General features: G+C 62.9%; 22 protein-coding genes and 1 pseudogene. 12 read left to right on the top strand and 11 right to left on the bottom strand.

Annotation, left to right across the window (positions count from 1 at the left end):
* Nucleotides 1-40: 40 nt before the first annotated feature.
* The gene (gene rho, locus OO306_RS11250) at nt 41-1,300 is read right to left on the bottom strand and encodes a transcription termination factor Rho (RefSeq protein WP_003253661.1); all 1,260 of its coding nucleotides are present in this window, start codon (nt 1,298-1,300) and stop codon (nt 41-43) included.
* Nucleotides 1,301-1,528: 228 nt separating this feature from the next.
* Nucleotides 1,529-1,858, bottom strand: coding sequence for a thioredoxin TrxA (trxA, locus tag OO306_RS11245; RefSeq protein ID WP_009684153.1), 330 nt, complete (start codon nt 1,856-1,858; stop codon nt 1,529-1,531).
* 244 nt (nt 1,859-2,102) lie between these two features.
* Between trxA and ppx the strand changes: the two genes are divergently transcribed.
* Nucleotides 2,103-3,605: an exopolyphosphatase gene (gene ppx / locus OO306_RS11240; RefSeq protein WP_099430761.1), complete on the top strand. Its 1,503-nt coding sequence runs from the start codon at nt 2,103-2,105 to the stop codon at nt 3,603-3,605.
* Here the strand turns inward: ppx and ppk1 are convergent.
* Entirely contained in the window at nt 3,592-5,829 is a 2,238-nt protein-coding gene (gene ppk1 / locus OO306_RS11235; protein ID WP_099430762.1) for a polyphosphate kinase 1, read from the bottom strand. The genes ppx and ppk1 overlap by 14 nt on opposite strands.
* A gap of 216 nt (nt 5,830-6,045) precedes the next feature.
* Here ppk1 and OO306_RS11230 point away from each other — a divergent pair, with 216 nt between their 5' ends.
* Nucleotides 6,046-6,690, top strand: coding sequence for a DedA family protein (locus OO306_RS11230; protein ID WP_177323866.1), 645 nt, complete (start codon nt 6,046-6,048; stop codon nt 6,688-6,690).
* A 501-nt stretch (nt 6,691-7,191) separates the two neighbouring features.
* Here OO306_RS11230 and OO306_RS11225 read toward each other — a convergent pair.
* Nucleotides 7,192-7,818, bottom strand: a pseudogene (locus tag OO306_RS11225) (sterol desaturase family protein); the annotation flags it as partial.
* Between the two features lie 112 nt (nt 7,819-7,930).
* Here OO306_RS11225 and elbB point away from each other — a divergent pair.
* Nucleotides 7,931-8,599 carry an isoprenoid biosynthesis glyoxalase ElbB gene (gene elbB, locus OO306_RS11220; RefSeq protein WP_099430764.1) on the top strand — a complete coding sequence of 223 codons (669 nt, stop codon included), beginning with the start codon at nt 7,931-7,933 and terminating at the stop codon, nt 8,597-8,599.
* 189 nt (nt 8,600-8,788) lie between these two features.
* Here the strand turns inward: elbB and OO306_RS11215 are convergent, their stop codons facing one another.
* Nucleotides 8,789-9,244, bottom strand: a complete 456-nt coding sequence (locus OO306_RS11215) for a YaiI/YqxD family protein (protein ID WP_027592214.1) — start codon at nt 9,242-9,244, stop codon at nt 8,789-8,791.
* Nucleotides 9,245-9,443: 199 nt separating this feature from the next.
* On the opposite strand from OO306_RS11215, the gene OO306_RS11210 reads away from it, so the two are divergent.
* Nucleotides 9,444-12,302, top strand: a complete 2,859-nt coding sequence (locus tag OO306_RS11210; protein WP_265968672.1) for a class I adenylate cyclase — start codon at nt 9,444-9,446, stop codon at nt 12,300-12,302.
* Nucleotides 12,303-12,371: 69 nt separating this feature from the next.
* Here OO306_RS11210 and rnk read toward each other — a convergent pair whose 3' ends face one another.
* From rnk to cyaY, 3 genes are all read right to left on the bottom strand, one after another.
* On the bottom strand, nt 12,372-12,782 hold the full coding sequence (gene rnk / locus OO306_RS11205) for a nucleoside diphosphate kinase regulator (protein WP_027592212.1): 411 nt from the start codon (nt 12,780-12,782) through the stop codon (nt 12,372-12,374).
* Nucleotides 12,783-12,914: 132 nt separating this feature from the next.
* Nucleotides 12,915-13,127, bottom strand: a complete 213-nt coding sequence (locus OO306_RS11200) for a DUF1289 domain-containing protein (RefSeq protein WP_265968670.1) — start codon at nt 13,125-13,127, stop codon at nt 12,915-12,917.
* A 1-nt stretch (nt 13,128) separates the two neighbouring features.
* Nucleotides 13,129-13,461, bottom strand: coding sequence for an iron donor protein CyaY (gene cyaY, locus OO306_RS11195; protein ID WP_027592210.1), 333 nt, complete (start codon nt 13,459-13,461; stop codon nt 13,129-13,131).
* Between the two features lie 190 nt (nt 13,462-13,651).
* Here cyaY and OO306_RS11190 point away from each other — a divergent pair, with 190 nt between their 5' ends.
* From OO306_RS11190 to OO306_RS11165, 6 genes are read left to right on the top strand one after another with little or no spacing between them, the layout of a single operon-like run.
* Complete coding sequence (locus OO306_RS11190; RefSeq protein ID WP_033693895.1) at nt 13,652-13,855, top strand: lipoprotein; 204 nt, start codon at nt 13,652-13,654, stop codon at nt 13,853-13,855.
* 9 nt (nt 13,856-13,864) lie between these two features.
* Nucleotides 13,865-15,112 (top strand): diaminopimelate decarboxylase, encoded by a 1,248-nt coding sequence (gene lysA, locus OO306_RS11185; protein WP_027592209.1) that lies wholly within the window; start codon nt 13,865-13,867, stop codon nt 15,110-15,112.
* 4 nt (nt 15,113-15,116) lie between these two features.
* Complete coding sequence (dapF, locus tag OO306_RS11180; RefSeq protein WP_027592208.1) at nt 15,117-15,947, top strand: diaminopimelate epimerase; 831 nt, start codon at nt 15,117-15,119, stop codon at nt 15,945-15,947.
* 13 nt (nt 15,948-15,960) lie between these two features.
* Nucleotides 15,961-16,671, top strand: coding sequence for a DUF484 family protein (locus OO306_RS11175; protein WP_099430767.1), 711 nt, complete (start codon nt 15,961-15,963; stop codon nt 16,669-16,671).
* A complete protein-coding gene (xerC, locus tag OO306_RS11170) occupies nt 16,671-17,570 on the top strand; it encodes a tyrosine recombinase XerC (RefSeq protein ID WP_027592206.1) in 900 nt (299 codons plus the stop codon). The genes OO306_RS11175 and xerC overlap by 1 nt, the downstream gene beginning before the upstream one ends.
* The gene (locus OO306_RS11165) at nt 17,567-18,262 is read left to right on the top strand and encodes an HAD family hydrolase (protein WP_085272188.1); all 696 of its coding nucleotides are present in this window, start codon (nt 17,567-17,569) and stop codon (nt 18,260-18,262) included. Before xerC ends, OO306_RS11165 begins: the two co-directional genes overlap by 4 nt.
* Nucleotides 18,263-18,350: 88 nt before the next feature.
* On the opposite strand, the gene sutA is transcribed toward OO306_RS11165, so the two are convergent.
* The 3 genes from sutA to glnK form a co-directional block, all read right to left on the bottom strand.
* Entirely contained in the window at nt 18,351-18,677 is a 327-nt protein-coding gene (sutA, locus tag OO306_RS11160) for a transcriptional regulator SutA (RefSeq protein ID WP_027592204.1), read from the bottom strand.
* A 431-nt stretch (nt 18,678-19,108) separates the two neighbouring features.
* Nucleotides 19,109-20,440: an ammonium transporter gene (locus OO306_RS11155; protein ID WP_027592203.1), complete on the bottom strand. Its 1,332-nt coding sequence runs from the start codon at nt 20,438-20,440 to the stop codon at nt 19,109-19,111.
* 47 nt (nt 20,441-20,487) lie between these two features.
* Entirely contained in the window at nt 20,488-20,826 is a 339-nt protein-coding gene (gene glnK / locus OO306_RS11150; protein WP_002555808.1) for a P-II family nitrogen regulator, read from the bottom strand.
* 385 nt (nt 20,827-21,211) lie between these two features.
* On the opposite strand from glnK, the gene OO306_RS11145 reads away from it, so the two are divergent.
* Nucleotides 21,212-21,475 (top strand): accessory factor UbiK family protein, encoded by a 264-nt coding sequence (locus tag OO306_RS11145; protein WP_265968669.1) that lies wholly within the window; start codon nt 21,212-21,214, stop codon nt 21,473-21,475.
* A gap of 25 nt (nt 21,476-21,500) precedes the next feature.
* Nucleotides 21,501-21,929, top strand: coding sequence for a molybdopterin-binding protein (locus OO306_RS11140; protein WP_265968668.1), 429 nt, complete (start codon nt 21,501-21,503; stop codon nt 21,927-21,929).
* The last annotated feature ends 13 nt before the right edge of the window (nt 21,930-21,942 follow it).

Below are 21,942 nucleotides of genomic sequence, written 5' to 3'. Positions count from 1 at the left end.
GGGGCGCGAAGCGACCCCAATCGATTCCAGCCTGAAACGCTTACTTACGCTTCATCGACAAGAAGAACTCGTCGTTGGTCTTGGTCTGCTTGAGCTTGTCGACCAGGAACTCGATGGCGGCGATTTCGTCCATCGGGTGCAGCAGCTTGCGCAGGATCCACATGCGCTGCAGTTCGTCGTCGGCGGTCAGCAGCTCTTCGCGGCGGGTGCCGGAGCGGTTGATGTTGATGGCCGGGAACACACGCTTCTCGGCGATACGACGGTCCAGGGGCAGCTCCATGTTGCCGGTACCCTTGAACTCTTCGTAGATCACTTCGTCCATCTTCGAGCCGGTTTCGACCAGCGCGGTGGCGATGATGGTCAGCGAACCGCCTTCTTCGATGTTACGCGCGGCACCGAAGAAACGCTTCGGCTTCTCCAGGGCGTGGGCGTCGACACCACCGGTGAGGACCTTGCCGGAGCTCGGGATCACGGTGTTGTAGGCACGTGCCAGACGGGTGATGGAGTCGAGCAGGATGACCACGTCTTTCTTGTGCTCGACCAGGCGCTTGGCCTTCTCGATGACCATCTCGGCAACCTGCACGTGGCGGGTTGGCGGCTCGTCGAAGGTCGAAGCGACCACTTCGCCGCGCACGGTGCGCTGCATTTCGGTCACTTCTTCCGGGCGCTCGTCGATCAGCAAGACGATCAGGTGGCACTCGGGGTTGTTACGGGTGATGTTCGCCGCGATGTTCTGCAGCATGATCGTTTTACCCGCTTTCGGCGGGGCGACGATCAGGCCACGCTGGCCTTTGCCGATCGGGGCGCACAGGTCGATGACGCGGCCGGTCAAGTCTTCGGTGGAACCGTTACCGGCTTCCATCTTCAGGCGCTTGTTGGGGAACAGCGGCGTCAGGTTTTCGAACAGGATCTTGTTCTTCGCGTTTTCAGGGCGATCGAAGTTGATCGTGTCGACCTTCAGCAGGGCGAAGTAACGCTCCCCTTCCTTCGGCGGGCGGATCTTGCCGACGATGGTATCGCCGGTACGCAGGTTGAAACGGCGGATCTGGCTAGGCGAGACGTAGATGTCGTCGGGGCCGGCCAGGTAGGACGCATCAGCCGAACGCAGGAAACCGAAACCATCCTGGAGAATCTCCAGCACGCCGTCACCCGAGATCTCTTCGCCGCTTTTCGCGTGCTTCTTCAGCAGGGCGAAAATCACGTCCTGTTTGCGCGAACGGGCCATGTTTTCGATGCCCATCTGTTCGGCCATTTCCAGCAGATCGGTAATCGGCTTTTGCTTGAGTTCAGTCAGGTTCATAAGGGGAGTGACGTAATCATGTATGAAGGGAGGATTAAGCTTCTGGCTTAATGAAGCCGCGCCGCTAGAAGGCGATAGGATCGCGCACAGATTCTAATTAGGAGTGCGTCGGCGACGGCGTGCAGGGGGCACTGGAGAAGCAGTGCGAGGCCGAATGTAACACTTGCTTTTTTCGACGTCTAGTGGGTTGGAAAAGAAAAGCCCCGGTATTTCCGGGGCTTTTTCACATCACAGGTGGGCGTCGAGGAACGCGGCCAGCTGCGATTTGGACAGTGCGCCGACCTTGGTGGCCTCGACGTTGCCGTTCTTGAACAGCATCAGCGTCGGGATGCCACGCACGCCATGCTTGGCCGGGGTTTCCTGGTTGTCGTCGATGTTCAGCTTGGCGACAGTCAGTTTGCCTTCGTAGGTAGAAGCGATGTCGTCCAGAACCGGAGCGATCATCTTGCATGGACCGCACCATTCAGCCCAGTAGTCGACCAGCACCGGGCCTTGGGCTTGCAGGACTTCGGCCTCGAAGGTGGCGTCGGTGACGTGTTTGATCAGATCGCTGCTCATGGATATCTCCGGGGTCGTAAGCATAAAAACGTGGCCCATCATAGCCGCAGAGGCTGACTACAGGAAGTCACAGACGATTGAGTGTAACTATAGTTGTGCAAGACGCCGCGAATCGAAACTGTCATATGCGTGTCATAACATCGAATGGCACATTGCCCTGCATCAAGCCTTGGCGTGCCACGCGTTGGCGACAGCCCCGTATCGTGGCACGATTGCCAGGTTAACGACCGAGAACATCCAGATCATGCCGCATACCAACGCGAAGAACCTGTCTCTGATCGCCGCCATCGACCTTGGCTCCAACAGTTTTCACATGGTCGTGGCCAAGGCCCACCACACCGAGATCCGCATTCTCGAACGGCTGGGGGAAAAGGTTCAGCTGGCCGCCGGCATCGACGAAGAGCGCAAGCTCAGCGAAGAAGCCATGGAACGAGGCCTCGACTGCCTCAAGCGCTTCGCCCAACTGATCAACGGGCTGCCCGCGGGTGCGGTGCGCATCGTTGGCACCAACGCCCTGCGCGAGGCGCGCAACCGCAACGAATTCATCCAGCGCGCCGAGGCCATTCTCGGGCACCCGGTGGAAGTGATTTCCGGCCGTGAGGAAGCCCGCCTGATCTACCTCGGCGTCTCCCACACCCTGGCCGACAACCCCGGTAAGCGCCTGGTCGCCGACATCGGCGGCGGCAGTACCGAGTTCATCATCGGCCAGCGGTTCGAGCCACTGCTGCGCGAGAGCCTGCAAATGGGCTGCGTCAGCTTCACCCAGCGCTACTTCCGCGACGGCAAGATTACCCCGGCGCGCTATGCCCAGGCCTACACCGCCGCGCGGCTGGAGCTGATGAGCATCGAAAACGCCCTGCACCGCCTGACCTGGGACGAAGCCATCGGGTCGTCCGGCACCATCCGCGCCATCGGCGCAGCCATCAAGGCCAGCGGCCTGGGCAATGGCGAGGTCAACGCCGAAGGGCTGGCGTGGGTCAAACGCAAACTGTTCAAGCTGGGCGAGGTCGACAAGATCGACTTCGAAGGGGTCAAGCCAGACCGCCGCACCATCTTCCCGGCAGGCCTTGCGATTCTCGAGGCCATCTTCGACGCCCTCGAACTGCAACGCATGGACCACTGCGACGGCGCCCTGCGCGAAGGCGTGCTGTTCGACCTGCTCGGCCGCCATCACCACGAAGACGTGCGCGAGCGCACCCTCAATTCATTGATGGAGCGTTACCACGTCGACCAAGGCCAGGCCGCGCGCGTCGAGCGCAAGGCACTGCACGCGTTCGACCAGGTAGCAAAAGCCTGGAAGCTGGAAGAGGGAAATTGGCGCGATCTTCTGGGATGGGCCGCAAAAGTGCACGAAGTTGGGCTGGATATCGCCCACTACCACTACCACAAGCACGGCGCCTACCTGATCGAGCACTCCGACCTGTCGGGCTTCTCCCGTGAGGATCAGCAGATGATGGCCCTGCTGGTACGCGGCCATCGCCGCAATATCCCCAAGGACAAGTTCGCCGAGTTCGGCGATGAAAGCGTGCAGCTGATTCGCCTGTGCGTGCTGCTGCGCTTCGCCATCCTGTTCCACCACATTCGTGGCACGCAGCAAATGCCGAAGGTACAGCTGCAAGCAGGCGACAACAGCCTCGATGTGGTCTTCCCAGAAGGCTGGCTGGAGCAGAACCAGCTGACCCAGGCCGACTTCGCCAACGAGGCGGAGTGGCTGGCCCGGGTCGGCTTCGTCCTCAGCGTACGTTGAGGACCGGGTTGCTCAGGCGCTCCAGCAGGGTCGCCTGGGCACTGCGCGGGTTCTGGTTGCCGGTCGGGGTGCTGCGCACGTAGCGCCCATCCGACTGCAGCGTCCAGGCATGGGTGTTGTCGGTCAGGTAGCTTTCCAGCTCTTTCTTCACCCGCAGCAACAGCTTCTTGCCTTCGACCGGGAAGCAAGTCTCGACACGCTTGTCGAGGTTGCGCTCCATCCAGTCGGCACTGGACAGGTAGATCTGCTCCTCGCCGCCATTGAGGAAGTAGAACACCCGGGTGTGCTCCAGGAAGCGGCCGATGATCGAGCGCACGTGAATGTTGTGCGAAACCCCCGGAATACCTGGCCGCAGGCAGCACATACCGCGCACCACCAGGTCGATGCGCACACCGGACTGGCTGGCCTTGTACAGCGCCTTGATGACCTTGGCATCGGTCAGCGAGTTGAACTTGGCGATGATGTGCGCGGGTTTGCCTTCGAGCGCGAACTGGGTCTCCCGGGCAATCATGTCGAGCATGCCCTTCTTCAGCGTGAAGGGTGCGTGCAGCAGCTTTTTCATGCGCAGGGTCTTGCCCATGCCGATCAGCTGGCTGAACAGCTTGCCGACGTCTTCGGTGAGGGCGTCGTCAGAGGTCAGCAGGCTGTAGTCGGTGTACAGGCGGGCGTTGCCGGCGTGGTAGTTGCCGGTACCCAGGTGCGCATAGCGGACGATTTCGCCCTGCTCACGCCGCAGGATCAGCATCATCTTGGCGTGGGTCTTGAACCCGACCACCCCGTAAATCACCACCGCACCCGCCGCTTGCAGGCGGCTGGCCATCTGCAGGTTGGACTCTTCGTCGAAACGCGCGCGCAATTCGATCACCGCAGTGACTTCCTTACCGTTACGGGCAGCGTCCACCAACGCGTCGACGATTTCCGAGTTGGCACCGGAGCGGTACAGGGTCTGGCGCACGGCCAGCACATGCGGGTCCTTGGCGGCCTGGCGCAGCAGGTCGACCACCGGCGTGAACGACTCGAACGGGTGCATCAGCAGCACGTCCTGTTTACTGATCACGCTGAAGATGTTGTCGGCGTTCTGCAGCAGCTTGGGGATCGCCGGGGTGAACGGCATGTATTGCAGCTGCGGGTGGCTGTCGAGGCCGGTGATGCTGAACAGGCGGGTCAGGTTGACCGGGCCATTGACCTGGTACAGCTCGCTCTCGCTCAGGCTGAACTGCTTGAGCAGGTAGTCCGACAGGTGTTTCGGGCAGGTATCAGCCACCTCAAGCCGCACGGCATCACCGTAACGGCGCGAGAACAGCTCGCCGCGCAGGGCGCGGGCCAAGTCGTCGACTTCTTCGGAGTCCAGCGCCAGGTCGGCGTTTCGGGTCAGGCGGAACTGGTAGCAGCCCTTGACCTTCATGCCCTGGAACAGGTCGTCGGCGTGCGCGTGGATCATCGACGACAGGAACACGTAGTTAGCGCCCGGGCCACCGACTTCTTCAGGCACGCGGATGACCCGCGGCAACAGGCGCGGCGCCGGGATGATCGCCAGGCCCGAGTCGCGGCCGAAGGCATCGACGCCTTCGAGTTCAACGATGAAGTTGAGGCTCTTGTTCACCAGCAAGGGGAACGGGTGCGTCGGGTCGAGGCCGATCGGGGTGATGATCGGCGCGATCTCGTCACGGAAGAAGCGCCGCACCCAGGTCTTGAGCTTGGGCGTCCAGTGACGGCGACGGATGAAGCGGATGTGGTGTTTTTCAAGCTCTGGCAGCAGCACGTCGTTGAGGATCGCGTACTGGCGATCCACCTCGGTGTGCACCAGCTCGCTGATGCGCGCCAGCGCCTGGTGCGGCTGCAAGCCGTCGGCCCCGGCCTGTTCGCGGGCGAAATTGATCTGCTTCTTCAGGCCGGCGACGCGGATCTCGAAGAATTCGTCGAGGTTGCTGGAGAAGATCAGCAGGAATTTCAGACGTTCGAGCAGCGGGTAGCTCTCGTCCAGTGCCTGCTCCAGCACCCGAATGTTGAACTGCAGCTGCGACAGCTCGCGATGAATGTACAGGCTGCTGTCGTCAAGGCCCGGGACGGTGATCGCCGGTGCCGGCGCGGGGGCCGGTGCCGCGGCCTCGACCACAGGCTCGGGCTCTGGCGCCGGCGGCAGGTCTGGCGGGGTTTGCACCATCTCTTCGGGGACTGCCTGGGCGTCCTTGATCGCGACAGGGGTGAGCACTTCATTATTCATCTGGACGTTCCTGGAGGACGTTAACGCCCTATCATCAATTGAGCGGGACGATAAGCGGCCATTATGACGCCTGTGTTACACCCACTGGCAAGCCTGCGACTTGTGGCCGAAGGCATTGTCCTTGTAGGAATTGTTCACGTCGAGACACATTTGGACACTTTCATCCACGCGCGCGAAGGGGTAGGCTGCGCGTTCATTTCGCCAGCACCTCAGAAAATGCTTCAACAATTCCTGCAGGATTTCGGCTACTTCGCCCTTTTTCTAGGCACCTTCTTTGAAGGCGAGACCATCCTGGTGCTTGCGGGTTTCCTCGCGTTCCGCGGTTACATGGACATCAAGCTGGTGTGCCTGGTGGCCTTCTTCGGCAGCTATGCCGGCGATCAGCTGTGGTACTTCATGGGCCGTCGCCATGGGCGCAAGATCCTGGCACGCAAACCGCGCTGGCAGGCCATGGGTGATCGGGCGCTGGACCACATCCGCCGCCACCCCGACATCTGGGTGCTGAGCTTCCGCTTCGTCTATGGGCTGCGCACGGTCATGCCGGTGGCCATTGGCCTGTCAGGCTATCCGCCGCGCCGCTACCTGCTGCTCAACGGCCTCGGTGCCGCCATCTGGGCGCTGGCCCTGGGCGCAGCGGCCTACCACTTCGGCGCCATCCTCGAAGGCTTGTTGGGCAATGTGAAGAAGTACGAGCTATGGGTGCTCGGCGGCCTGTTGTTGCTCGGTGTCCTGCTCTGGCTGCGCCGGCGCTTCCGCACCCTGCGCGCGGAGCGCAAGGCGGCGGCACTGGCTCAGGCCCCAGACGCTGAGCAGGCTGTAAGCCAGGAGCAGGACCCACCCAAGCGGCGTGATCACCGCTAAGCCCAGAGCGCCAGCCAGGTACAGCGCTGGCGCATTCGACAGCAACCGCGCCCGCTCCAGGCGCACGGCCCAGGGCCGGTTCTCTAGCAGCGCGCCGAGCACGAACAGGCCCAAGGCCATGACCGACCAGCCCAGTATCAGGGCGGCGGCAGGCACGCGCTCCGCGGCCTCCATCAAATAGCTGCCCAAGGCCACATAGACGACGAACTGCGCCGCTACATAGGCCTGCTGCGCCCGCCCCAGGGCAACCTCGAACTTGCGAAACAGCGCCAGGTCCGGCTTGGCCTGCGGGTAACGCGCCGCGACATCGGCCGGGCGCCAGCCCGTGGGCATGAACCAGATCCGCCACTTGTCCCACATGCTGCGCGTGCGCCGGGCATCACGCCACAGTTGGGCGTAGAACTGCAGGTTGGCCCACAGCGGGTTCCAGCTGGCCAGTGGGGTGGTCACGCCGAATACCACGGGCTCGGCCGGGTCCTCTTCCTTGAACGTTCCGAACAGGCGGTCCCAGAGAATGAACACGCCGCCGTAATTGCGATCCAAGTAAACAGGATTTTGCGCATGGTGGACGCGATGGTTGGATGGCGTGATGAAGATCCACTCAAGCCAACCGAGTTTGGCAATGTGCCGGGTATGCACCCAGAACTGGTACAGCAGGTTCAGCGACGCCACGGTGATGAACACCAGGGGCGGCACGCCGATCAGCGCCAATGGCAGGTAGAAGATCCACGAAAAGATGAAGCCGCTGCTGGTCTGGCGCAGCGCCGTGGTGAGGTTGTACTCCTCGCTCTGGTGGTGCACCGAATGGGCCGCCCACAGCACGTTGCGTTCGTGCCCCAGGCGGTGCAGCCAGTAGTAGCAGAGGTCGTACAGGACGAACGCCAGCACCCACACCCACCACGCTTGCAGGGGCAAGCGCAGCAGCGCCAGATGCTCCCAGGCCAAGGCATAGGTCAGCAGCCCGACACCTTTGGTCAACAGGCCAGTGCTGGTCGACAAGGCGCCTGTACTCAGGCTGTTGATCGCGTCGGCCAGGGTGTAATTACGCTGGCCACGCACGCGGTCAGCCACCAGCTCAACGGCGATCAATACGAAGAAGAACGGCACGGCCAGCAGTATCAGGTCCATGGTGACGACCTCAGGCGTTATCCACAAAGATTAGGCCGCGACCGCGGGAATCCCTATGGCTACATCTGCCAAACTAGAGGACATTTAGCGCCTCGACACTGGAGTAATGAGCATGACGAAAAAAGTAGCGGTGATACTTTCCGGCTGTGGCGTCTATGACGGCGCCGAAATCCACGAAAGCGTGATCACCCTGCTGCGCCTCGACCAGCGCGGGGCGCAGGTGCAGTGCTTTGCGCCGAACATCGCGCAGATGCATGTGATCAATCACCTGACCGGCGAAGAGATGCCCGAGTCGCGCAACGTGCTGGTGGAGTCGGCGCGTATTGCCCGTGGCGAGGTCAAGGACATCCGCGAAGCCAATGCCGAAGACTTCGATGCACTGATTGTGCCCGGTGGTTTCGGGGCGGCGAAAAACCTCTCCAACTTTGCCGTCGAAGGCACCAACTGCAGCGTCAACCCAGACGTGCTGGCCTTGGCCGAAGCCTTTGCCGATGCCTGCAAGCCGGTTGGGCTGATCTGCATCTCGCCAGCACTGGCGGCGAAGATCTACGGCCCAGGCGTGATCTGCACCATCGGCAATGATGCCGGCACGGCTGCTGCGGTAGAGAAGATGGGGGGCAAGCATGAAGAGTGCGATGTGCACGACATCGTTGAAGACACCCAGCGCAAGCTGGTGACGACCCCGGCCTACATGGTTGCGAAGTCGATCAGCGAAGCGGCCGGTGGGATCTACAAGCTGGTAGACCGGGTGCTGGAGCTGACCCACGAGGGCGACCAATAACCCCCCGCCTGCCCTGCCTTTGTAGGAGCGGCCTTGCGTCGCGAAAGGGCTGCGCAGCGGCCCCGGCAATCTATGCCTGATGCGCAGATCGTGGGGCCGCTGCGCGGCCCTTTCGCGACGCAAGGCCGCTCCTACAAAAGCCATGCACGTCAGGTGGGTTTAGACAAGCGCGTACAAAAGCCGTGGACGTCAGGTGGGCTTGGACAAGCGCGCGATAATCCGGTCCAGCGCATTGGCGAATGCCTGTTTCTCGCGCTCGCCATAAGGCGCCTGCCCTCCCCCAACCTGCCCTTGCTCGCGCAAATCGGTGAACAGGTTGCGCGTCGCCAGCCGGTCGCCCATGTTGCGCTCGTCAAACTCGCGCCCGCGCGGGTCCAGCGCCGCCACGCCTTTCTTGACCAGCCGATCGGCCAACGGCACGTCGCTGCAGATCACCAGCTCACCAGGCTCGGCGTTGTCGACCAAATAGTCGTCGGCCGCATCCATACCGCTGGGTACCACGATCAGCCGCACACAGGCAAAGGCCGGCTTGCTTTGCGCCTGGCCTGCCACCATCACCACCTCGAGTTTGCGCTTGAGGGCGAACTTGACGATCAAATCCTTTGCCGCCTTGGGGCAAGCGTCGGCATCGATCCATACACGCATCCGTAAACACCTCTAAATCAGCGAGACTACGCTCATGCAGCCCATCATGCCCGAAGCGGGCTGAAAGCTGGAGTCGGCGGGTTTCACCCACACGCAAGGACGCTGGAAAAATGACGCCAACAAATCGATTTAGCGCTTATCCGACTGGTTCACTCAGGCTAAACTCGCCGCAGCCCTACTGGCCTGCCACGAGCGCGCAATGAACCACCCCCAAGAAATCCGCCCAGACCTGGACGAAGGCATCGACCGCAAAGTTCTGGCGACCTTGCGTGCGCGCTTTCTGACGCTCAACCAAGGTCGCCTGCAACGTGCGATGGAGGGGCTGTCGACGCGCCAGCAACAGGTACTGACGCTGTTGCCGCTGCTGTTCCACGTCAACCACCCACTGCTGCCCGGCTATGTCTCGAGCAGCACGCCCGCCGGGGTGGCCGGTTTCGAGCCTGCCGACGACCTGGTCGCCGAAGCGCAACGGCTGGCACGCTCGTTTGCCTACAAGGCTCGCCAGGGGCAGGCAGCGCGCCCTATCCATGGCGTGTTCCTGATGGGCAGCCTGGGCTCGCTGGCCCAGGCCGAACAAAGCGACATGGACTTGTGGGTCTGCCATGCGCCAGGCCTGGGTGATGACCTGCTGAACGAGCTGCGTCGCAAATGCCAACTGCTGGAAACCTGGGCCGCCAGCCTGGGCGCCGAGGCACACTTCTTCCTCATCGACCCGCAAGGCTTTGCACAAGGCGAGCGGGACGGCCAGCTTGGCTCCGACGACTGCGGCACCACCCAGCATTACCTGCTGCTCGACGAGTTCTACCGCACCGCCATCTGGCTGGCTGGGCGTACGCCGCTGTGGTGGCTGGTGCCGGTCTACGAAGAGCACAACTACAGTGCCTATACCCAGACCTTGCTCAGCAAGCGCTTCATCCGCAGCCAGGACGTGCTCGACCTCGGCAACCTGGCGCATATCCCCCCCGGCGAGTTCGTAGGTGCAGGGCTGTGGCAACTGTTCAAAGGCATCGACTCGCCCTACAAATCGCTGCTCAAACTGCTGCTGACCGAAGCCTACGCCAGCGAGCACCCTGCCGTGCGCTGCTTGAGCCTGGACTACAAGCATGCGGTGTTCGCCAACCAGCTCGACCTCGACGAGCTGGACCCTTACGTGATGGTCTATCGGCGCATCGAGCACTATCTGCGACAACGCGGCGAAACGGCGCGCCTCGAACTGGTCAGGCGCAGCCTGTACCTGAAGGTCAACAAGAAACTCAGCGGCCAAGTGCGCGCCAACGGTTGGCAGCGCCAATTGCTGCAGCGCCTGGCGGACGAATGGGGTTGGGACGAGCGCCAGCTGGCCCTGCTCGACAGCCGCAGCCAATGGAAGGTTGGCCAGGTCGCGGTCGAACGCCGCGAGCTGGTGGCTGAGCTGAACCACAGCTACCGCTTCCTCAGCCAGTTCGCCCAGACCCGCAACGCCAGCAGCCGCGCCGACCAGCGTGACCTCAATGTGCTGGGCCGGCGCCTGTACGCCGCCTTCGAGCGCCGTGCCGGCAAGACCGAGGTGATCAACCCTGGGATCGCCCCGGACCTGGCAGAGGGCACCCTCACCCTGGTCCAGGCCCCCAACCGCAAAGAGCCGGGCAGCCACCACTGGGAGCTTTACACCGGCAACCTGAGCACGCACGAGGTCACGCACTTCAGCCCGATCAAACGTTGCCGCGAGCTGCTCGAACTGCTGACCTGGGCCCATCGCAATGGCGTCATCGACAGCAGTACACGCTTCGCCGTGCACCCTGGCGCCAGTGACCTGCGCGAGCTCGAGCTGTTCAACCTGCTGGGCAGCTTGCAGCAGACCCTCGACCTGCCGCTGCCGACCGTCAGCGAAGTCCGTCTGCTGCAACCCAGTGTGGCCGACGAGATCCTGTTGCTGATCAACGTCGGCATCGACCCGCTGCGCCAGCACCGCGACCTGAACATCCTGATGACCACCGAGCGCACCGACTCGCTGAGCTACGCCGGCGTGCGCGAAAACCTGGTGCTGACGCTGGACCAGGTCACCCTCAACAGCTGGAACGAAGTGCTGGTGCAGCGCTATGACGGCGAGCACGCGTTGCTGCGCTGCCTGCGCGATTACCTCAACAGCCTCGGCCAGCGCGGCCACCGCCCCCGGCTACGGGTGCGCTGCTTCTGCCACAACCGCGCCCAGGCCATCGAGCAGCGGGTCGAGGAGGTGTTCGCCACGGTGCAACAGTTGCTCGACCAGGGGGCGAACTACCGCTACCTGCTGCAGGTAGCCCAGCACACCCATGTGCTGGAGTTGCTGCCTGGCCAGGTAAGCCTGGCGACCCTGGCCAACCATGAGGCGCTGCTGGACTACCTGAGCGAAGAACGCAGCCGCTACAGCCCGCTGCACCTGGACGCCAATGCCCTGCAGGACCACGACCTGGCCCTGGTGCTGGAGCAGGGGCGGCCCGCGTGCATCCAAGTGTTCTATCGCCTGCAAGGCGCCTGGGCTGATCTGTATGTGCTGGATGAGTACAACGCGCTGTGGCAACAGCGCCTGCCATTGCAGGATGAAGCCCATCTGCTGCTGCCGCTGCAACGCTTCCTGCGCTCGGTGCTGATGCGCCGCGATACCCAACTGCCGCTGGACGCCCTGCGCCCCGCTTCGCTGGATATCCACTATGGGCAGTTGTTGCCGTCAGGCCCGGGCAAGGCGCGCAGCATCGAGCCACGGCTGGTGCCTGTCGAGGGTAGCGGCCAGCCGTACTATGAGGTTCAGGCGATTATCCAGGGCGGTGCTGCGGGTGCCGTGACGGTGACGTTGTACTGTGACCAGCAGGAGTTCTCCGAGCTGGACCATGGCGACCAGCTGTACGCCGTGGTCGCCCGGCAGATCATCGGGCAACGCCGCAGCGCCGGTCATTACCGCTGCTACATTACCGACCTGGATTTGTCCGAGCTGCTGGGTGATGAGCTGGGCGCGACCGTTTTGTACCTGCGTTACAAGCGGGAGCTGGAACAGGCGCTGAATGAGGGGCTAGAGCAGTTGCAGGCAGCGATCGGGGGATGAACCAGCGGGGCCGTATGGGAGCGGGCTTGCCCGCTGCCACAGGAGACTTGGCGCAGCGGCCCTCAAGGCTCACAGGTCGAAATCACCCGCCGCTTCTGGCTGGTACTCGACTTCCAGCAGCTTCAGCTTGAGGGTCTTGCCGCCCGGCGCCGGCCAGTCGATCTGCTCACCGACCGAAAGGCCCAGCAAGGCACAACCAATCGGCGCCAGGATCGACACCTTGCCTTCCGGCCCAGCATCCTTCGGGTACACCAAGGTCAAGTGGTAGTCCTTGCCGCTGGCCTCTTCACGGCAGTGCACGCGCGAGTTCATGGTCACCACCCCGGCCGGGACGTCCTCGTGACCGACCACCTGTTCGGCGCGGTCAAGCTCGTCCTGCAGGGCGAGCACACCCGGCGTACTTTCGTCGAGGCTGTCGATCAGACGCTCGAGACGTTGTACGTCCAATCGGGTGAGGATGAGGGAAGGCTTGGTGCTCATGATCCAGTCAGACTCCTTTGAACAGGCAATTTTCGTCGGGCAAATAAAGCAAAACCCCGCCCAAGGGCGGGGTTTATGATGACTTTGGCGTCACCGACGCAGAACCTGACACTACCACAGCCGGGCAAATACTCAAGCCCGTGCGCGCAAGGCCTCGGCTTCGCGGCAGATCTGCCGGCGCCGCTCGTCGTCTGCAGACCGCCATTCGCGGATGTGCTCCACAGGGCGGTGGCAGCCGGTGCAGACACGCTGCTCATCCAGGCGGCAGACGCTGATGCACGGCGATTTCACGGCCGCGCTGACATTGCTGTAGAGCGGCTTGGGCGGCCGCGGCTGCTCACTCATCTCAGATCTCGTCAAAGTCCAGCTTCTCGCCGGCCCGCTCCCAGACGATGCGCTCCAGCATCTCGCCGAGCAGCTCTTCGCTCTTCTCGCAGATCCACTTCTTGCTCTCTTCGTCGTAGTCGAAGTGGAAGCCACCCGACTTGTCCGCCAGCCACAACTGGCGAAGGGGCTCCTGGCGGCTGAAGATCAACTGGCTGCCGTTGTCGAACTTGATGGTCAGGACACCGGCGGAGTTCTCCATGTCCAGGTCCATGCCGCTCTCGTCGAACAGGTCTTCCAGGGCCTGTTGGGTCGCGTCGACCAGATCATGGAAACGCGCTTCGCTCAAACTCATTGCAGGAACCTCGAAATTGGCTGCGTTACAGGCAAGCCGGGCAAGATACGGGCGCTTGCCGCCGAATGCAAAGATTAGCCATTGCAGGCGGCAAGAATAGCCCGCCCGGCGGACCGGCTCTTGCATAGGCAATCCGCCGGTCGCTCGGTATACTCGGGCGCAATACTGCATATTTCAAAGGATTTCACCCATGAAGCGCCTGATTTCCTCGCTCGCGGCGCTGGTCGCGGTTGCCTGCCTCGTTTCGGCCTGCGGTCAGAAGGGCCCCCTGTACCTGCCGGAAGACGGCAAGGACGGCAAGGGCAGCCAGAAGTCGCATCAGCACAAGCACGCTCCGGCGGTACAGCCGCAAGAAGAGCAGCCTATCCAGCCCGAGCAAACGCCAGAGCAGTAAGGAAATCAGATGAACGCTTTCAATTACCGCGACGGTGAACTGTTCGCGGAAGGTGTGGCCCTGTCGGCCATCGCCGAACGTTTCGGCACCCCGACCTACGTGTACTCGCGCGCCCACATCGAAGCCCAGTACCGCAGCTATACAGACGCGCTGCAAGGCGTCGAACACCTGGTGTGCTTTGCAGTCAAGGCCAACTCCAACCTCGGTGTGCTGAACGTGCTGGCCCGTATGGGCGCAGGCTTCGACATCGTTTCCGGCGGTGAGCTGGAGCGTGTACTGGCCGCTGGCGGCCGTGCTGATCGTGTGGTGTTCTCCGGTGTCGGCAAGACCCGCGAAGACATGCGCCGCGCGCTGGAAGTCGGCGTGCACTGCTTCAACGTCGAATCCACCGACGAGCTTGAGCGCCTGCAAGTGGTGGCCGCCGAGATGGGCAAGGTTGCCCCGGTCTCGCTGCGGGTCAACCCGGACGTCGACGCCGGCACCCACCCGTACATCTCCACCGGCCTCAAAGAAAACAAATTCGGCATCGCCATCGCCGACGCCGAAGCCATCTACGTGCGTGCCGCCCAACTGCCGAACCTGGACGTGGTCGGTGTCGACTGCCACATCGGTTCGCAGTTGACCACCGTCGAGCCGTTCCTCGATGCCCTCGACCGCCTGCTGGACCTGGTCGACCGCCTGGCCGACTGCGGCATCCACCTGCGCCACCTCGACCTGGGTGGCGGCGTTGGCGTGCGCTACCGCGATGAAGAGCCGCCTTTGGTGGCCGACTACATCAAGGCCATCCGCGCGCGCGTCGGCGACCGCGACCTGGCCCTGGTCTTCGAGCCGGGCCGCTACATCGTGGCCAACGCCGGTGTCCTGCTGACCCGCGTCGAGTACCTAAAGCACACCGAACACAAAGACTTCGCCATCATCGATGCGGCGATGAACGACCTGATCCGCCCGGCCCTGTACCAGGCCTGGATGGGCGTCAGCGCGGTCACCCCACGCGAAGGCCAAGGCCGCGCCTACGACCTGGTCGGGCCGATCTGCGAAACCGGCGACTTCATTGCCAAGGAGCGCGAGCTGAACCTGGCCGAAGGCGATCTGCTGGCTGTGCAGTCTGCCGGCGCCTATGGTTTTGTCATGAGCTCGAACTACAACACCCGTGGCCGTTGCGCCGAAATCCTGGTCGACGGTGACCAGGCGTTCGAAGTACGCCGCCGCGAAACCGTCGCCGAACTGTATGCTGGCGAAAGCCTGCTGCCGGAGTGAGCCCATGCTGCTGCGTTTCACCAAGATGCATGGGCTGGGCAACGACTTCATGGTCCTCGACCTGGTCAGCCAGCACGCACACATCCAGCCCAAGCATGCCAAGCAATGGGGCGACCGCCACACCGGCATCGGCTTCGACCAGCTGCTGATCGTCGAGGCACCGAACAATCCAGAAGTGGACTTCCGCTACCGGATCTTCAATGCCGACGGCTCCGAAGTCGAACAGTGCGGCAACGGTGCGCGCTGCTTTGCCCGCTTCGTGCTGGACAAGCGCCTGACCGCGAAAAAGCGCATCCGCGTCGAAACCAAGAGCGGCATCATCGAGCTGGACGTGCAGAACGACGGCCAGGTGAGTGTCGACATGGGCCCGCCGCGCCTGGTGCCGGCCGAAATCCCCTTTGTCGCCGACGAGCAGGCACTGAGTTACCCATTGGAAGTCGACGGCGAGGTTCACGCCATTGCCGCTGTGTCCATGGGCAACCCACATGCCGTGTTGCGCGTCGATGACGTGCATACCGCGCCTGTGCATGCCCTGGGCCCGAAGATCGAAAACCATCCGCGCTTCCCGCAGCGGGTCAACGCTGGCTTCATCCAGGTCATCGACCGTCACCGTGCCAACCTGCGGGTCTGGGAGCGCGGTGCCGGCGAGACCCAGGCCTGCGGCACCGGCGCTTGCGCTGCGGCCGTGGCGGCTATCAGCCAAGGCTGGATGGACTCACCGGTGACCCTCGACTTACCGGGTGGCCGCCTGCACATCGAATGGGCCGGCCCCGGCAAGCCCGTGTTGATGACCGGCCCGGCCGTACGCGTCTACGAAGGACAGGTTCGTCTCTAAGCGAGTAACCGCCATGACCGATCAGCCCAAGGTTGTACCCCAGCAGTCCACCGAGCTCGATGCCGAGGCGGTGGTCGCGTACCTGCGCGCCCACCCGACCTTCTTCGCCGAGCACGACGAGCTGCTGGTCGAGCAGCGCATCCCCCACCAGCGTGGCGACAGCGTGTCGCTGGTGGAGCGCCAGCTCAAGCTGCTGCGCGACCGCAACATCGAGATGCGCCATCGCCTGTCGCAACTGATGGACGTGGCGCGAGACAACGACCGGCTGTTCGACAAGACCCGCCGGCTGATCCTCGACCTGCTCGATGCTGGCAGCCTGGAAGAAGTGGTGATGGCGGTCGAAGACAGCCTGCGCCAGGAGTTTCAGGTGCCCTTCGTCAGCCTGATCCTGTTCGGCGATAACGTCGCACCAGTGGGCCGCTGGGTCAGCAACGCCGAGGCGCACCAAGCCATCGGCGGCCTGCTGGGGGGCGGTAAAACGGTCAGCGGCAACCTGCGCGACCATGAGCTGGCATTTCTGTTCGGTGAAGATCAGCGCCTCGAAGTCGGCTCCAGCGCCGTTGCCGCCCTCGAATACCAAGGGCTGCACGGCGTGCTGGCGATTGGCAGCCGCGACCCGCAACACTACAAGAGCAGCGTCGGCACCCTGTTCCTCGGCTACATTGCCGAAGTGCTGGGCCGTGTCGTGCCGCGCGTTACCCAGACCCTGCGTCCGGTGCGCTGATGGAACGCCAGCTGGAGGCTTATTGCGCACACCTGCGCAATGAGCGCCAGGTGTCCGAGCACACCCTGCTGGCCTACCGCCGTGACCTCGACAAGGTCATTGCCTACTGCAACGATCAGGGCATCGCCGGCTGGCAAGCGCTGCAAATCCAGCAGCTACGCCAGTTGATCGCCCGTCAGCACCACCAAGGCCAATCCTCGCGCAGCCTGGCGCGCCTGCTGTCGGCCGTGCGCGGCTTGTACCGATACCTGAACCGTGAAGGGCTGTGCCAGCACGACCCGGCCAGCGGCCTGTCTGCGCCCAAGGGCGAGCGCCGCCTGCCCAAGACGCTGGATACCGACCGCGCCCTGCAACTGCTCGACGGCGGCGTCGACGACGACTTCATTGCCCGACGTGACCAGGCCATCCTCGAACTGTTCTATTCGTCAGGCCTGCGCCTGTCCGAACTGGCTGGCCTCGACCTCGAATACCTCGACCTTGCCGGCGGGCTGGTGCAGGTGCTGGGCAAGGGTGGCAAGGCGCGCGTACTGCCTGTCGGCCGTAAAGCCCGCGAGGCCCTGCAAGCGTGGTTGCGCCTGCGCGGCATCGGCGGCCCACGCGACAGCGCCGTGTTCATCACACGTCAGGGTAATCGCCTGAGCCCACGGGCCATCCAGATGCGGGTCAAGGTCGCCGGCGAGCGTGAGCTGGGCCAGCACCTGCACCCGCACATGCTTCGCCATTCTTTCGCCAGCCATCTGCTGGAATCGTCCCAGGACCTGCGTGCGGTGCAAGAGATGCTCGGCCATGCCGACATCAGCACCACGCAAATCTACACCCACCTGGACTTCCAGCACCTGGCCGCGGTGTACGACAGCGCCCACCCCCGGGCCAAACGCAGCAAAGGCACAGACTCATGAGCATCAAGCTGATCACCTTCGACCTCGATGACACCCTGTGGGACACCGCGCCGGTGATTGCCAGCGCTGAAGTGGTCCTGCGCGACTGGCTCGAAGCCAACGCGCCGATCCTCGGCGGCGTACCGGTCGAACACCTGTTCGCCATTCGCGAGCGCCTGGTGCAGGCCGAGCCCGGCCTCAAGCACCGTATCAGCGCCCTGCGCCGGCGGGTGCTGTTCCATGCCCTGGAAGAAGTCGGCTACAGCGAAAAGCACGCGCAGGCGCTGGCCAACGAAGGCTTTGAAGTGTTCCTGCATGCACGCCACCAGGTGGAAATTTTCCCTGAGGTGCAGCCGGTGCTGGAAATCCTGCGCCACCAGTACACCCTGGGGGTGGTCACCAACGGCAACGCCGATGTGAGCCGCCTGGGCTTGGCGGACTACTTCCGCTTTGCCCTGTGCGCCGAGGACCTGGGCATCGGCAAACCGGACCCGGCGCCGTTTCTGGAGGCGCTGAAACGTGGCGAGGTCGAGGCCAGCGCGGCGGTGCATGTGGGTGACCACCCCGGCGATGACATCGCCGGCGCCCAACGGGCCGGGCTGCGGGCCGTGTGGTTCAACCCACAAGGCAAGGCCTGGGCCGGTGAGCGGGCACCCGATGCCGAGATCCAGCGGCTTTCGCAACTGCCTGAGGTAATGGCGCGCTGGCGCTGACAGGGGCCGCTTGCCGGCGATAGGGCTCCTAAACCCAACAGGCACAAAAAAGCCCGCAGCGACGGCGGGCTTTTTTGTGGGCGACCACTCAGATAGGGCGGCTGCCGTATTTGTTGTCTGGCTTCTTGGGCGGATCGGCGACCACGTTGGCCTCCACTTCCTGCACCTTGCCACCGCGCGAAAGGAACTCTTCCATCGCTTTGGCCAGGGCATCGCGCTCCTTCTGCTTGGCTTCCATGCTCGGCATCTCGTCTACCGAGACAGCGGCCTTGGACTTGCCTTTGGCAGTGGGCGCAGGGCTATCGTCTTCGCCAGCGTCTTCCGCAACGTCGTCAGCCGCTGCTTCGAGACCCTCATCAGCCTCATCATCGTCGCCTACTTCGAGGTCGTCGTTTTCCAGATCATCGTCGCTCATGTTCTACCTCATGACTTGCGAAAAGCAGGTTGGTTATAGACCAGTGCAGCCGTAGACCGGCAGCCACCGGTGAAAATTCAACTGGCCGTGGGTTGGCCACTGCCTTGGGCATCCACCTCCTGATGGGAGGGTCGTACCCTGCAGGCCCTGCTCCTGGCAGGACCTGACGAAATCCTTGAGCCACCTGCTGGCCACGCGCTAATGGCAAGCCTAGCAAAGGCTGGGGAAGCGTGCGGACTGCATGTCAAACACCCTTCGGCGCGCATTCTAGCGCGCCCGTGGAAAAAGCAAAGCTCCATAAACGCTCGGCATCTTGTAAGTTTTCTGCCTACGTCGCGAACGTGACGAATAAACCGTTTGCCGTGCGGGAAATGGCAAAAATCAGGCGAAAAAATGCCCGGCGAACCGGGCAAGTTTTTACCGCGTCGCAGTTACAGGTTGTAGCCGCGTTCGTTGTGCTGAGCCAGGTCGAGGCCGACCGACTCTTCTTCTTCGTTGACCCGCAGGCCCATCACCAGGTCCAGGACCTTGAGGATCACGTAGGTGACGATGGCGGTGTAGACCACGGTGAAAATCACGCCTTTGGCCTGGATCCAGACCTGCATGCCGATATCGGTGACCGTGCCGAAGCCGCCCAAGGCCGGTGCGGCGAACACACCGGTAAGGATGGCGCCGACGATACCGCCGATACCGTGTACGCCGAAGGCATCCAGCGAATCGTCATAGCCCAGCTTGCGCTTCAGGCTAGTGGCGCAGAAGTAGCAGATCACACCCGAAGCCAGGCCGATCACCAGGGCGCCCATCGGGCCCACGGTGCCTGCGGCAGGCGTGATTGCGACCAGGCCGGCGACCACACCCGAGGCGATGCCCAGGGCGCTCGGCTTGCCGTGGCCAAGCCACTCGGCAAACATCCAGCCCAAGGCTGCGGCGGCGGTGGCGATCTGGGTCACCAGCATGGCCATGCCGGCCGTGCCGTTGGCGGCGGCGGCAGAACCTGCGTTGAAGCCGAACCAGCCGATCCACAGCATCGCTGCGCCCATCAGGGTGTAGCCCAGGTTGTGCGGGGCCATCGGCGTGGTCGGGTAGCCTTTGCGCTTGCCCAGCACCAGGCAGCACACCAGGCCAGCGATACCTGCGTTGATGTGCACCACAGTGCCGCCCGCGAAGTCCAGCACGCCCCAATCCCACATCAGCGCGCCATCACCGCTCCACACCATGTGCGCGATCGGTGCGTACACCAGGGTGAACCAGATGCCCATGAACACCAGCATCGCGGAGAACTTCATGCGTTCGGCGAAGGCACCGACGATCAGCGCCGGGGTGATGATGGCGAAAGTCATCTGGAAGGTGATGAACACCGCCTCAGGGAACAATGCGGTGGCCGAAGTCAGGCTGTCGGGCGTGACGCCGCTGAGAAACGCCTTGGAGAAGCCACCGACGAAGGAATTGAAGTTGAGCACGCCCTTTTCCATACCGCTGGTATCGAAGGCCATGCTGTAGCCGTAGACGACCCAGAGAATGCTCATCAAACCGGTGATCGCGAAGCACTGCATCATCACCGAAAGCACGTTCTTGGAACGCACCATGCCGCCATAGAACAGGGCCAGGCCCGGGATGGTCATGAACAGCACCAGCGCCGTAGCGGTCAACATCCAGGCGGTGTCGCCGGAGTTCAGCGCTGGGGCAGCTTCCTCTGCCAGGGCGAGCCCGGGCATTACGAGGGACAATAGGGCTCCTAGCCCTGCGATCTTACGCAGAGTCATGTTGTTTTCTCCTGGGGCGTTGGGTTTGGTGAGGCTTTTTTTGTTACTTAGATCGCGTCGGTATCGGTTTCGCCGGTACGGATGCGGATCGCCTGCTCCAGATTCACCACGAAGATCTTGCCGTCACCGATCTTGCCGGTGTTGGCTGCCTTGGTGATGGCTTCGATTACCCGATCAAGGTCCTTGTCGTCGATGGCGACGTCGATCTTCACCTTGGGCAGGAAGTCGACCACGTATTCAGCACCGCGATACAACTCGGTGTGGCCCTTCTGCCGACCGAAGCCTTTGACTTCAGTGACGGTGATGCCCTGCACGCCGATTTCCGACAGTGACTCGCGCACGTCGTCCAGCTTGAACGGCTTGATGATGGCTGTGACTAGCTTCATGAAACTCTCTCCCGATTTGGTGGACTTGCCCCAGGAAAACAAACCCGTCTCAAGTCTAAGCGCAGCGGTTGGCTTTGTAACGCGTCGTCGGCATCCGGCTCCGCGTGCGCACTGCCTGGTCACAAGGAACTGCATCAGTGCATGGCTCGTACAGGTCATTGCAGAAACCTTGCCAGTTCCACTAAAACGCCAGAAAACAGCGAGTTGCACGAAATAGTCGGGATTGGCCAGTCGCCAGCATTGAAAAGATGCACGATTTCGGTGCGTGCCGGCTTGGCCCACTGCGCGAAAAATGTGCAGTGCACACTGCTTGCTCACTGGCCAAACCGCGTTTTGCTGCGTGTTACACTGCGGGTCATTTTTCAGTTTCAGTGGACAGCCGAACATGCTCGCGCCCAAAGCCCTTCTTGATGCCCTGAGCGACCAGGCCTCACGCCTGTTCAGCAGCGATACCGCCCAGCCCCGCGCCGAACTGGAAAGCCAGTTCAAAGTGCTGATGCAGGGTGCCTTCAGCAAGCTGGACCTGGTCAGCCGCGACGAATTCGACAGCCAGATGGTCGTGCTGGCCCGTACCCGCGCCCGCCTGGAGGCCCTGGAGAAGCAGGTCGCCGAGCTGGAAGCGCGGATGGCGCCGACCACGCAGGAATAACCCTCGACACACGGAGTTCGTCAGCATGAAAGTCAGTGCCCGCAATGTCTTCGAAGGTACCGTCAGCAGCGTTCAGCCCGGTGCAGTCAATGCCGAGGTCGAACTGACCCTGGCAGGCGGCGAAAAACTGGTGGCTGTGGTGACCATGACCAGCTTGCACAACCTCGGCATCAACGTCGGCAAACAGGCCGTGGCGTTGGTGAAGGCGCCGTGGGTCGTGCTGATGACCGATGCCGATGGCTATCGGCTCTCGGCGCGCAATGCCCTGGAAGGTGAGGTGGTGCGGGTCGGCGACGGCGCGGTCAACGCGGAAGTCGTGCTGAAGCTGGCGGGCGGCACCGAGGTGTTTGCCATCGTCACCCGCGAAGCCGTTCAGGAGCTTGGCCTTGCACCCGGTGTGAAAGCCACCGCATTGATCAAGGCCTCGCACATCATCCTTGGCGCCAGGCCCTGAGCCTTTGACCGCC

Source organism: Pseudomonas sp. DCB_AW (genome assembly GCF_026240895.1).
In the GTDB taxonomy this organism is placed as follows: Bacteria; Pseudomonadota; Gammaproteobacteria; order Pseudomonadales; family Pseudomonadaceae; genus Aquipseudomonas; species Aquipseudomonas kermanshahensis.
This window is presented reverse-complemented; position numbering and strand designations above follow the sequence as displayed.

Bases quoted from the DNA above. Each gene is read 5' to 3' on its own strand.
- rho (WP_003253661.1), bottom strand. From the start codon at position 1,300: ATGAACCTGACTGAACTCAAGCAAAAGCCGATTACCGATCTGCTGGAA.
- trxA (WP_009684153.1), bottom strand. From the start codon at position 1,858: ATGAGCAGCGATCTGATCAAACACGTCACCGACGCCACCTTCGAGGCC.
- ppx (WP_099430761.1), top strand. From the start codon at position 2,103: ATGCCGCATACCAACGCGAAGAACCTGTCTCTGATCGCCGCCATCGAC.
- ppk1 (WP_099430762.1), bottom strand. From the start codon at position 5,829: ATGAATAATGAAGTGCTCACCCCTGTCGCGATCAAGGACGCCCAGGCA.
- OO306_RS11230 (WP_177323866.1), top strand. From the start codon at position 6,046: ATGCTTCAACAATTCCTGCAGGATTTCGGCTACTTCGCCCTTTTTCTA.
- elbB (WP_099430764.1), top strand. From the start codon at position 7,931: ATGACGAAAAAAGTAGCGGTGATACTTTCCGGCTGTGGCGTCTATGAC.
- OO306_RS11215 (WP_027592214.1), bottom strand. From the start codon at position 9,244: ATGCGTGTATGGATCGATGCCGACGCTTGCCCCAAGGCGGCAAAGGAT.
- OO306_RS11210 (WP_265968672.1), top strand. From the start codon at position 9,444: ATGAACCACCCCCAAGAAATCCGCCCAGACCTGGACGAAGGCATCGAC.
- rnk (WP_027592212.1), bottom strand. From the start codon at position 12,782: ATGAGCACCAAGCCTTCCCTCATCCTCACCCGATTGGACGTACAACGT.
- OO306_RS11200 (WP_265968670.1), bottom strand. From the start codon at position 13,127: ATGAGTGAGCAGCCGCGGCCGCCCAAGCCGCTCTACAGCAATGTCAGC.
- cyaY (WP_027592210.1), bottom strand. From the start codon at position 13,461: ATGAGTTTGAGCGAAGCGCGTTTCCATGATCTGGTCGACGCGACCCAA.
- OO306_RS11190 (WP_033693895.1), top strand. From the start codon at position 13,652: ATGAAGCGCCTGATTTCCTCGCTCGCGGCGCTGGTCGCGGTTGCCTGC.
- lysA (WP_027592209.1), top strand. From the start codon at position 13,865: ATGAACGCTTTCAATTACCGCGACGGTGAACTGTTCGCGGAAGGTGTG.
- dapF (WP_027592208.1), top strand. From the start codon at position 15,117: ATGCTGCTGCGTTTCACCAAGATGCATGGGCTGGGCAACGACTTCATG.
- OO306_RS11175 (WP_099430767.1), top strand. From the start codon at position 15,961: ATGACCGATCAGCCCAAGGTTGTACCCCAGCAGTCCACCGAGCTCGAT.
- xerC (WP_027592206.1), top strand. From the start codon at position 16,671: ATGGAACGCCAGCTGGAGGCTTATTGCGCACACCTGCGCAATGAGCGC.
- OO306_RS11165 (WP_085272188.1), top strand. From the start codon at position 17,567: ATGAGCATCAAGCTGATCACCTTCGACCTCGATGACACCCTGTGGGAC.
- sutA (WP_027592204.1), bottom strand. From the start codon at position 18,677: ATGAGCGACGATGATCTGGAAAACGACGACCTCGAAGTAGGCGACGAT.
- OO306_RS11155 (WP_027592203.1), bottom strand. From the start codon at position 20,440: ATGACTCTGCGTAAGATCGCAGGGCTAGGAGCCCTATTGTCCCTCGTA.
- glnK (WP_002555808.1), bottom strand. From the start codon at position 20,826: ATGAAGCTAGTCACAGCCATCATCAAGCCGTTCAAGCTGGACGACGTG.
- OO306_RS11145 (WP_265968669.1), top strand. From the start codon at position 21,212: ATGCTCGCGCCCAAAGCCCTTCTTGATGCCCTGAGCGACCAGGCCTCA.
- OO306_RS11140 (WP_265968668.1), top strand. From the start codon at position 21,501: ATGAAAGTCAGTGCCCGCAATGTCTTCGAAGGTACCGTCAGCAGCGTT.